The sequence below is a fragment of the Halomonas sp. I1 genome (assembly GCF_032334135.1).
Lineage (GTDB): Bacteria > Pseudomonadota > Gammaproteobacteria > Pseudomonadales > Halomonadaceae > Halomonas.
In genome coordinates, this window is record NZ_JAVXUS010000015.1 from 80,623 (window position 1) to 90,787 (window position 10,165).

The 10,165-nt window shown below is 61.3% G+C and carries 14 protein-coding genes; 10 read left to right on the plus strand and 4 right to left on the minus strand.

The window, feature by feature from the left end:
- The first annotated feature begins 121 nt into the window (after positions 1-121).
- The 8 genes from RSO41_RS14630 to RSO41_RS14665 all read left to right on the plus strand — a co-directional run bounded on the left by RSO41_RS14630 (position 122) and on the right by RSO41_RS14665 (position 6,516).
- A complete protein-coding gene (locus RSO41_RS14630) occupies positions 122-1,759 on the plus strand; it encodes an MFS transporter (protein WP_315619898.1) in 1,638 nt (545 codons plus the stop codon).
- 139 nt (positions 1,760-1,898) lie between these two features.
- Positions 1,899-2,576, plus strand: a complete 678-nt coding sequence (locus RSO41_RS14635; RefSeq protein ID WP_315619899.1) for a type 1 glutamine amidotransferase domain-containing protein — start codon at positions 1,899-1,901, stop codon at positions 2,574-2,576.
- 56 nt (positions 2,577-2,632) lie between these two features.
- A complete protein-coding gene (locus tag RSO41_RS14640) occupies positions 2,633-2,929 on the plus strand; it encodes a hypothetical protein (protein ID WP_315619900.1) in 297 nt (98 codons plus the stop codon).
- A gap of 40 nt (positions 2,930-2,969) precedes the next feature.
- Positions 2,970-3,671, plus strand: a complete 702-nt coding sequence (locus RSO41_RS14645; RefSeq protein ID WP_315619902.1) for a hypothetical protein — start codon at positions 2,970-2,972, stop codon at positions 3,669-3,671.
- Positions 3,672-3,972: 301 nt separating this feature from the next.
- Positions 3,973-4,515, plus strand: a complete 543-nt coding sequence (locus RSO41_RS14650; RefSeq protein WP_315619903.1) for an OsmC family protein — start codon at positions 3,973-3,975, stop codon at positions 4,513-4,515.
- Between the two features lie 504 nt (positions 4,516-5,019).
- Positions 5,020-5,310 (plus strand): nucleotidyltransferase family protein, encoded by a 291-nt coding sequence (locus tag RSO41_RS14655; RefSeq protein ID WP_315619904.1) that lies wholly within the window; start codon positions 5,020-5,022, stop codon positions 5,308-5,310.
- A complete protein-coding gene (locus RSO41_RS14660; RefSeq protein WP_315619905.1) occupies positions 5,303-5,686 on the plus strand; it encodes a DUF86 domain-containing protein in 384 nt (127 codons plus the stop codon). Before RSO41_RS14655 ends, RSO41_RS14660 begins: the two co-directional genes overlap by 8 nt.
- 290 nt (positions 5,687-5,976) lie before the next feature.
- Complete coding sequence (locus RSO41_RS14665) at positions 5,977-6,516, plus strand: GNAT family N-acetyltransferase (RefSeq protein WP_315619906.1); 540 nt, start codon at positions 5,977-5,979, stop codon at positions 6,514-6,516.
- A gap of 38 nt (positions 6,517-6,554) precedes the next feature.
- On the opposite strand, the gene RSO41_RS14670 is transcribed toward RSO41_RS14665, so the two are convergent.
- Genes RSO41_RS14670 through RSO41_RS18525 form a run of 3 tightly spaced genes read right to left on the minus strand, consistent with a single transcriptional unit; the run spans position 6,555 to position 7,960 of the window.
- Entirely contained in the window at positions 6,555-7,550 is a 996-nt protein-coding gene (locus tag RSO41_RS14670) for an ion transporter (RefSeq protein ID WP_315619907.1), read from the minus strand.
- Between the two features lie 42 nt (positions 7,551-7,592).
- A complete protein-coding gene (locus RSO41_RS18520; protein WP_410000339.1) occupies positions 7,593-7,790 on the minus strand; it encodes a hypothetical protein in 198 nt (65 codons plus the stop codon).
- A 44-nt stretch (positions 7,791-7,834) separates the two neighbouring features.
- Complete coding sequence (locus RSO41_RS18525) at positions 7,835-7,960, minus strand: MerR family DNA-binding transcriptional regulator (RefSeq protein WP_410000340.1); 126 nt, start codon at positions 7,958-7,960, stop codon at positions 7,835-7,837.
- Positions 7,961-8,130: 170 nt separating this feature from the next.
- On the opposite strand from RSO41_RS18525, the gene RSO41_RS14680 reads away from it, so the two are divergent.
- The gene (locus tag RSO41_RS14680; protein ID WP_315619908.1) at positions 8,131-8,706 is read left to right on the plus strand and encodes an NAD(P)H-dependent oxidoreductase; all 576 of its coding nucleotides are present in this window, start codon (positions 8,131-8,133) and stop codon (positions 8,704-8,706) included.
- Positions 8,707-8,797: 91 nt separating this feature from the next.
- Positions 8,798-9,445 carry an MBL fold metallo-hydrolase gene (locus RSO41_RS14685; RefSeq protein ID WP_315619909.1) on the plus strand — a complete coding sequence of 216 codons (648 nt, stop codon included), beginning with the start codon at positions 8,798-8,800 and terminating at the stop codon, positions 9,443-9,445.
- Between the two features lie 198 nt (positions 9,446-9,643).
- Here RSO41_RS14685 and RSO41_RS14690 read toward each other — a convergent pair whose 3' ends face one another.
- Entirely contained in the window at positions 9,644-9,991 is a 348-nt protein-coding gene (locus RSO41_RS14690; protein ID WP_315619910.1) for a helix-turn-helix domain-containing protein, read from the minus strand.
- Positions 9,992-10,165 lie beyond the last annotated feature (174 nt).

A 10,165-nucleotide genomic window follows, 5' to 3' on the forward strand; every position in this document is an offset into this window, starting at 1 on the left:
CCATCGTTTCAGGGTGGCATGTCGGCCCGGGTGGGTGGCAAGGTCATGGGGTAATGGCGCCATCGCGCGGCCTGGCCGCACAATGAGCCCTGATCTTCAGCATTCATCCGGCGGAGCTGCCATGAAATCTCTTTCGAGTACTGGGTTTGCGATCTTCGGCGCGGCGCTGATCGCGATCAGCTATGGGCTCGCGCGCTTCGCCTTCGGGCTATTCGTGCCGCAGATACGCGACGAGCTGGGCCTGGCGCCGGACGTGATCGGCGTGATCGGTGCGCTGCCGCTGATCAGCTTCCTGCTGGCTACGGTGGTCGCGCCCTTCATCACCGATCATCTCGGCGCCCGTTACACAGCGGTGCTGTCCGGGGTGTTCGGCGTCGGCGGGTTGGTGCTGATCGGCCAGGCCTCCGATGCACTGATGCTGGGCGTGGGGGTGTTCGCCTGCGGCATCTGCACTGGGCTGATGATGCCTGCGCTCACCGCCGGCATGCAGGCGATCGTCAAGCGTTCGCTGCACGGGCGCGTCAGCTCGGTGATGAACGCGGGCACCAGCATCGGCGTGATCGTCGCCGTGCCGACGGTGCTGTTCCTGGTCGGCGCCTGGCGGCTGGCCTATCTGTCCTTCGCCATTTGCGCCGCCATCGGTGTGGTCGCCGCCTGGTTCTTCCTGCCCTCGGTGTCGCGGATCGTGCCTTCCAACGCCGCGCCGCCCGCGCCGCTTCGCGAACTGCCCTGGTCGCGCCTGGTCCGCCTGACGCTGTTCGCCTACGTGATGGGCGTCGTGTCTTCCGCCTACTGGATCTTCGCGCCGGACCTGGTGGTTACCCTCGGCGGCTTGCCGTCCGCCTCCACCGGCTGGTTGTGGCTGGCGGTGGGCATCGCCGGCCTGGGCGGCGCCGTGGTGGCCGACCTGGCCGACCGCAACAACCCGCCCATCACCCATGCGCTGATGCTGATGATGCTCGCCGCGAGCCTGGCGCTGCTGGCGGCCAGCCCCGCCCAGACGCTGCTGGCGGCCTTCTCCGCGCTGGTTTTCGGCCTGGCCTACATGAGCCTGACGGGGCTCTACCTGATGACCGGCATCCGCCTGCTGCCGGGCCGGCTGTCGGTGGGGCCGGTACTGCCCTTCATGGCGGTCTCGCTCGGGCAGGCGACTGGCTCGCCCGTGGTCGGCTGGCTGGTCGATGGCTTCGGCTATGCCGATGCCTTCTCCATGTTCGCCTCGCTCGGCATCCTGGTGGCCATCCTCTCGCCCTTCTACCCGGGCCATATCGAGCACGGTGACGACGAAGCCGCCGAGGCCGAGGAGGATACCGGCCTCCAGGCGGCCTACGACCACCAGCTCCAGAACGAGGAGGGCGAGCCGCTGGCGGATCCCGAAGACCTGCAGGAAGACGCCGAACCAACAGTGGGTGAAAACACTGACGACAACGCCATTCCTCCCATCAGTCTGCATCCTCACAGCAACAGAGTGAGGGTCTACCATGACAACACCCTGCTCGCTGATACAGGCGACGCCATCGAGCTCCGCGAGAAGGGCTGCCCACTCCGCCGCTACATCCCGAAAGCGGATGTCGATATGTCACAGCTCAGCATTTCCTCCACTGTGACTCATTGCCCCCTCAAGGGCGACAGCACCTACTACTCGCTGCCCGACCTTGCCGATATCGCCTGGAGCTACGACCACCCCATCGACGGCATGGACGCCATCGCCGGACATCTGGCCTTCGATGCCGACAAGGTAACGGAGAGGGTGAAGTGAGAAAGGCTGGTGCAGGTCCCCGCGCTATACCACTGTGGTTCTTCAGGTCGGCCTGTCTGTTGCTTCATCCCGTGCGGCGGTTGACCCAGTGACCGGTCGCGCCGCCATACTGGGTCATACGCAAAGACGGAGGTAGTAGATGAAAATCCTGATGGTCCTGACATCGCACGACCAACTGGGTGACACCGGCCACAAAACAGGCTTCTGGCTCGAGGAGTTCGCGTCTCCCTATTACGCCTTCCTGGACGCCGGGGCCGAGTTGGTGCTGGCCTCGCCAGAGGGCGGCCAACCCCCCCTGGACCCGAACAGCGATCAGCCGGACGCTCAGACACCGGCGACGGAACGCTTCAAGCAGGATGATCAGGCGCAGCAGGTGCTGGCCAACACGCTCAAGCTCGGCGAGGTCTCCGCTGCCGACTTCGATGCGGTATTCTATCCGGGTGGCCATGGCCCGCTCTGGGACCTGGCCGAGTCGCGGACCTCGATCGAGTTGATCCAGGACTTCGATCAGGCCGGCAAGCCGATCAGCTTTGTCTGCCATGCACCGGGCGTGCTGCGTCACGTCAAGGGCCAGGACGGCGAGCCCCTGATCAAGGACCGCCGGGTCACCGGCTTTACCAACGGCGAGGAAGCCGCTGTTGGCCTGACCGAAGTGGTACCGTTTCTCATCGAGGACGAGTTCACCCGCCTGGGAGGGCGATACGAAAAGGGCGACGACTGGACGGCGTATGTCGTGGAAGATGGCCGCTTGATTACCGGCCAGAACCCCTTCAGCTCGGAAGCGGTAGCTCAGGCTCTGTTGAAGCAACTGGCCTGACAGGGTACGGCCGGCCAGCATCCTGGCCGACTCGCCGCTGTTGATCATGGAGGCACATGACCCGCGCCCGCCACCCGCGAGCGCGGGTCATTCCGTTATCAGTTGCGCATGGGAATACCATCCTCCCATCGAAAGCCGGTGCCGCAGCCCTGCCGGACGCCGTCAGCCTGTGGGCTGGGGCCATGAATATCGACATGCTGCGGCAGACCGAAGCCAGAAGCGTCATCGCGGTTCGTACTTACTCTGCCAGTTCTGCACGTGATTTTCCTGGTCATTACCTCACCCTCTACCCTCTCTCAAGGGGGCAGTCAAAAAGTATCAAGGGCGGATTTTGTCCTTTTTCTCTATGCTGAATATTAATCTGAGTAGTTTGTAGCAGGGCGGGGAGGGGGTATGCCATCAAAATGCATCGAGTGCAGGTCTGAAATAGACGAAGACGCCAATATATGCAAGTTCTGCCAGTCTTATCAAAAGCCGATTAAAAATTGGCTAAGATTTTCAGCCTTGTTGGCTGGCGGGGTGGCCTTGGTTGGGTCAGCAGGCGCGTATCTTGTGGGTAAAGGTTTAGAGTTCGAGCGCTATTGGAATTGGCAGGATGACGTCGAAGTGGTCGAGTTTGTACGATCTGGAGAGTCAAGTTTTCTCAATGCCGGGGATGGTGAGGTTTACTTGTCTTATGTTCATCTGAGTGCAGAGGGCCTGCAGTGGGAGGAGACTCAGTCTCTCAATTCGCCGGTCAGTCCAGGTGGCTTTTCTGTCGTACCGAGTACGGTTTCCGACGTGGTTGATAAGCATCATTATCGTGTTGGGTTTGATATTCCTGAAAGAGCATTCAATCGATACTTACATGCTGATTCTTTAAGAGGTGGTTGCATTCTTTTTGATGTTTATTACGAGGAAGGGGGTGCTTTTCAGAAGCTTAGAGAGCGTTATGGTAATGCATTGAATACTTTTGGTGTGAGTGGGGAGATAACGTACCGCTCCTTGCATCAAGGTACGGTCCAGACACATCCTTTAGATCTGATAGGGGTGTTGAATCTCAGCGGTCATGACGACTGTCGTGAGGCTCTGAACAATTTGCGTTCGGATCAATAGCTTTTCCGGGATGTATACACCTGAAGTGGTAAACGGAAATCACGTCGGTGTCCGGAGGGCCGAGCGTGAATCCGCCCTATGCCATGGAAACGCCCCATTGGCGTTTGCCCGTCTTGCATGATGATGCGCCCCCAAGCACGCAACGAGCCTCTACAGTTCGATGCCCCTGCGGCGATCCGGGACGCCAGCCCCATGTTTTATCGAATTTGCTCCGCCATTCGGGACATCTGCCTCATGCCGACATGTCACGCATCCCCCAGACTTGATCTGAGCACATCGAAACGCCATAGGGGAATTCATCATGACAATGTCGAGCGAGTGTGTGGTACCAACGCGCCAGCGGGTTCTGCACCAACAGTATCGGGAAGCGCCTCATGAGGCATGGATCCGCGATTACGCACAGACCGTTGCAGGCGATACGTCAGACCCTTTCCACGGCGAGGTCGAGCCGGCCAACAATGCCGGACACCGCTGGGCCTATGGGATTCACCGGGCAGTCGGCGGTGATCACGACGCCCCCAACCCCGGTGACTTGCTTGCTTCAGCCCTTGCTGCATGCCTGCACTCGACAATCGGCATGATCTCGCAGTGGCTCGAGATTGAAGTGGCCGATCTCACGGTCGATGTCAGCGCAGAAGTTGATGTGCGCGGGGCGCTGCGAGTGGACTCATCCGTTCCAGTCGGTTTTCAGCGCATGCATGTCAGCGTTACCGGGAGGGTGGTTTCCGGGGGCAATGATACCGCCAGCTTGAAGACCTTGGCAGGCAGTGCCGAAGCCTGCTGTGTGGTGATGCAAACGCTCAAGCAGGGAGTCGACGTTCGCAGCGAGTGGCGCCTGAGTTGATTCCGGAGTCGCAGCTGCAAAAGAGGGCTCGACCGTCGAAGTCTTTCTCAACCGCGATCTGGTCCTTGGGCAGCTACCGGTGGGCCAGCTCGGGGTAGGCCTGCACCCACGCCTTGAGCTGATGCGTCAGGGCGTCGTGGCTCAGGTAGCGATGTCGGAAGCGGCTGTCGTGCCCATCCCGCCCCATGTCCCTGCCTCGCTCGGCCATGCCTGGTGACAGTATGGCGCACCGGCGCGAGGCGCCGGAGCATGAGAAAAATGGGTGTTCGGATTAATTGGTTGAAAGGGCTTTCAAGCCCCTCCGAACGCTTCGCTCGACTGTCAGGTGGTCCAGTGAAGGGAGTCCACTTCATTCCCCATCCCTGATCGAGCGCAGTTTCGAGAGGAAGCGGTAGGGAGGCAAGGCCGGGCTGGGGGTTGCCTCTCCCCCATGCTAGGCTGATCGGTACAAAGCCAAGGGGACCATTTCTCCGGAGGCTTGATGCTGGTGAGAGGTGGCGGAAGATGAACAGAATCAGGGTCCTGCAACTACTGCGAGAGCACATGTCGGCCTTGGCCAGCGAATATGGGGTCAGATCATTGGCGCTCTTCGGCTCCATGTCCCGCGACGAGGCGCGAGACAACAGTGATATTGATATCCTGGTGAGCTTCGATGGTCCCGCGACCTCGGCCCGCTATTTCGGAGTGCAGTTCTACCTCGAGGATCTGCTGGGTCATCCCGTGGATCTGGTGACCGACAAGGCGCTTCGCCCCGAGCTCAGGCCCTATATCGAGCGTGAGGCGCTGCGTGTCTGAGTCTCGTCCCCAGCGCGAATGGCGCTTCTATATCGATGACATGATCGGCTTTGCCGAGAAAGTTCTCTCCTACACGGAAGGCCTCGATCAGGATAGCTTCCTTGCCCATGACCTCACCTACGATGCCACGCTGCGTAACCTCGAGCTGATCGGCGAAGCGGCGACCCGGACTCCTGATGCTGTCCGTCACCAGTATTCGGAAATTCCCTGGCGGATGCTCATTGCGACCCGGAATCGCCTGATCCATGCCTATCTGGGGATCGACGACGATACGGTGTGGAGCATCATTCAAGACAACATCCCCCAACTGCTTGAGCAGTTGAATGGCATCAAGATCCAGCATGGCTCATCGGGGGCAGACCTCGATTCTCCATAGAGCTACCGGCCGCCGCAGTCGTGCCCATCCCGTCCCATGTCCCTGCCTCGCTCGGCCATGCCTGGTGACAGTATGGCGCACCGGCGCGAGGCGCCGGAGCATGAGAAAAACCAGGCGTTGGTGCTAGGCTGAGTTTCTGACAACGACAATCACAACGACGCCGCCAGCTCTCGGGACGCCACCGTGGCAACCGATTCATCCGCCCCTCGTGGCGACCGTCATCCGGACGATCGCCGGGCGGGAATCGCCGCGTGGCGCTTTTCATCATTCAGGGACACGTGAGGATCACGATGAGCAAAGCATCAACGATGGACATCAGGCTGGCGGACGAGCAGGACCTCCCGAGGATCGTCGAGATCTACAATGCCGCGGTGCCGAGCCGCCGCTCGACGGCGGACACCGAGACGGTGACCCCAGACGACCGCCGCGAGTGGTTCCGGCAGCACGAGCCGGCGCGTCGCCCGCTGCTGGTCGGCGAGGACCAGGGCGGCATCGTCGCCTGGATGAGCTTCGAGGACTTCTACGGTCGGCCGGCGTACGCCCACACGGCCGAGCTGAGCATCTATATCGCGCCGGACTACCAGGGCAGGCTGCTCGGGAAGCGGCTGCTGCAGCGAGCGGAAGCGCTGGCGCCGAGCCTGGATACCCACACCCTCGTCGGTTACGTCTTCGCCCACAACACGCCGAGCCTGCGCCTGCTGCGTGCCAGTGGCTACCAGGAGTGGGGCCGGCTGCCGGACGTCGCCCGCATGGACGGCAGCGACTTCAGCCTGTGCATCCTGGGCAAGCGCCTCGACAGCGCCCCGGCGCCGCTGGGTCAACCGGCCTGATCCCGGCCAGCCGCGGCGCCTGATGGCTGGCGGCTTGCTCAGTCGTACTTGTGCTGCCAGCCCTTCACCGCGATCTGCTCCTTGAGCAGCTCCAGCATGTCCATCAGCACCTGCTCGGTGATCTGTTCGGTCTGCGGGTCGGTGTGCAGCCAGGCATCGAAGCCGCTCTCGGCCAGGTGCTCCACCAGGGCCGAGAACTCCGACGACTGCAGGCCCGCCAGGGCTTCGTCGACCAGGCGGCAGGCGAGGTCGGAGAGCGATGCCTCGAGCCCTCGAGTCAGTTGGCCGCCCAGCGGCAGGCGTTCGAGGCGCTTGAGCTCAGGGCTCTCCGCCAAGGTGCGGCCGACCAGCCCGCGCACGTAGCGTAGGGTGTCGTCGCGGTTGTGGTCATAGGCGTCGCCGGCCATGGCTTCCAGCCGCTGGCCGATCTCGCGGATCAGCGCCTGCTTGCGTGGCTGCACCACGCGCTCTATCAGCGGAGCGGAGAGCCCGTCGCCGGCGCGGATCTCCTGCTGCACGTTGTCGAGCATGCGGATGGCGATGCGATCGGTGAGCTCCTCCAGCAGGATATCGTAGTACTTGGCGACCACGCCGTAGAGGTACCAGCGGCGCACGTCGATCAGGCCCATGCGCTGCAGGCGGTGCAGCAGCGAGATGACGCGCAGGATACGCAGCAGCCGGAAGCCGCCCAGCGGGATGCAGCCGAGCACGTCGTACCAGTGCACGAAGGGGTAGAAGAACCAGCGGTGGTAGTGGCGCTCGGCGATGGCCACCGCCCAGCCCAGCAGCACGTCGAACAGGAAGACGGCCACGAACGCCAGGTCGATGGTCAGGAAGTTGGCGTGGATGTGCCGATCATAGGCACCGTGCAGGCCGGGCGCCACGGCCTCGAAGGCGGCATTCAGCGGCGGCAGCAGGAACAGGCTGTCGAACAGCAGCAGCGCCAGGTTGGCGATCACCAGCACGATGATGAACAGGTCCCACACCAGGTGGACCCGTTCCAGGGCAGGCGAGGTCGTGCGGGTGGTGGGCATGATCTCTCCTCAAACGGTTCCGGGACATCTTTTCCACCCAGCCTAGCGCGTCAGCAGCCCTTCGCCGATAGCCTCATTGAGCTGATCCACGGCAGCGGCCAACTTCTCGTCGATGATGTGCAGATACCCCGTCCAGTCGTCGGTGGTGACGGTGCGATCCGTTGGCAGGGTCGCCAGGGCTTCGCCGATCTCCGCCAGCGGAATGCCGGCCGCTGGACGACCTTGATGACCGCGATCCATCTGAGTATGGCTCGCTGGAAACGTCGCTGGCTATCGGCGTTGTGTCAGCTTTTGATCGGGCCCTTCTGTTCGTAGAAGTGGATGGCGGAAACCGCGACACCGCTGCGTTTTGCGACCTCTCCCACACTCAGTGCGGATCGTATGTCCTGGCCGTTTCGTGTTGTCGTCATGCTTGCTCCTGGCGTCTGTCTGGTTATTTCCCTCTGGCTATTCCGCTCACACTATTCCCCCCATAGCCATTCTCCATGATCTGGTTCGTTGACCTCAACTTAACTTGAGGTAATAGGCTCCTCGTGCACCTGATGAAGAATCAGCCAGTGACCGATAAAGGAGATAACACATGTCCGACCCCATCCATGTAGCCGTCATCCTCGGGAGTACCCGCGAAGGCAGACTGTGCGACACCCTGGCGGCGTGGGTCGCCGGAGAACTCGACAAACGTCACGACCTGACGTTCTCCCTGATCGATCCGGCCAGTCTCGATTTGCCCGGTTGCCATGAAAACCAGGCCAACGAAGGAATCCGCCGCCTCCGGGATCAGCTCGACCGGGCCGACGCCTTTGTTGTGCTCACACCCGAATACAATCACAGCTTCCCGGCGGCGCTGAAATTCCTGATCGATTCCAGCTATGCCGAGTGGCAGACCAAGCCCGTTGGATTTGTCAGTTACGGCGGGATTTCCGGGGGGCTGCGTGCGGTCGAGCAGTTGCGGCAGGTGTTTGCGGAACTGCATGCGGTAACGGTGCGCGACAGCGTCAGTTTCATCAACGTGTGGGAGCAGTTCGCTGATGACGGGAGTCTGATCGGCCCGGACCGTGCCGTGGCGGCGTTACAGCGGATGGTGAGCCAGCTCCACTGGTGGGCGACCGCGACACGGGCCGCGCGGAAGACAGCACCATACAGAGAAGTCGCCTAGCGGCTGATGATATTCGTCGGAGTGCTGACAACGTTCGCAACCGGACGCTTCAAGTCCTTCTTGCCAACAAGACGAGACAATGGAGACCACCATGAAACAGATTTTTCCTGACCTGTGGCAGACCGAAGTAGAGAGTCCGTTCCCGGGGCTTACCACCCACGCCTACCTGCTTACCCGGGAGCAAGGCAATGTGCTCTTCTACAATACCGGCCATGTACATGATATCGATGCCATGGCCGAACTGGGGGGAGTCGACTGGCACTTTCTGAGCCACCTGGATGAGCTCGGCGAATCGCTTCTGTGGGTGCGTGAGCGCTACGGCGCGACACTGGGCGGACCTGTCCGCGAGCGGGAGGCTTTCTCGAAAATTCTGGAACCGGACCTGCTGTTCAGTGAGCGGGAGACACTCGCTGGCGGGATTGAGGTGATTCCGACCCCTGGCCACACTCCTGGCAGTACCTGCTTCCAGGTCAGTTCGACGACCGGGAAAACCTACCTGTTTACCGGCGATACGCTATACAGGAACGGGGAAGGGCAATGGAGCAACGGCTTTATGGATGACATGAGCGATCGTGACGCTCTGGTGGCAAGCCTCGGACTGTTGCGTGACCTCAGGCCCGACGTGGTGATTTCCAGTGCCTTCGCCGACCAGCAGGGTTACGAGGTAATGTCTCCCTCGGACTGGGCCGGCCACGTGGATGGGGCATTGCAGCCGCTGCTGACGAATAAATCGGGCTAGTATCGGCGCGGTAGGCTACCGAGGTCGCCTGATAGATATCCGTCTGCTCGAGATCCCGCCTGCCCGCCGAGCCCAGTGATACCACCAGGTCAGGCCGTTGCCCGCGCGCTTCAAGCGCCGCCATCACGAAGGGCATGGAGCGACCGTCGGGATTGAGCATCACCCCGACGGTCGCGGGATCTTCGAACAGGCGGGCGATCACGGTGCCGAGCGCCGTGACATAAGTTGCTCGACCTCGGTCATATGTTCCGTTCCCCAGGCGCAGAGCGGCTTCAAGGCTTCGGCGAGCGTCTGGCCGAACGCAGTGAGGGAATACTCGACTTTCGGCGGAATTTCCTTGAAGTCGAGCCGGTCGACGATCCCGTCAGCCTCCAGTTCCTTGAGTTGCTGAATGAGCATCTTGTCACTGACATTGCCGATGGCACGCCTCAGGTCGCCATAACGTCGCGCTTGGTGGGCAAGGTGGAACAGGATCAACGGTTTCCACTTGCCGCCGATGACAGCCAGCGCAGCGTCCAGCCCACAGATAAAGCCAGATGTTGTCATTTCGCATGCTCCAGTAGGTACTTACTAAAAGGTGCATACTTTAATAAAAGAAAGCAAGTCTCTATTCTCCATTTCGAAGCAGCTATCACTTTCCAGGAGATGTAATGACCCCCTGGTTTCTGCACACCCTACGCAGCTAATGCGGGGTGTGCTCGGGGTGCCATATAGTCCAGA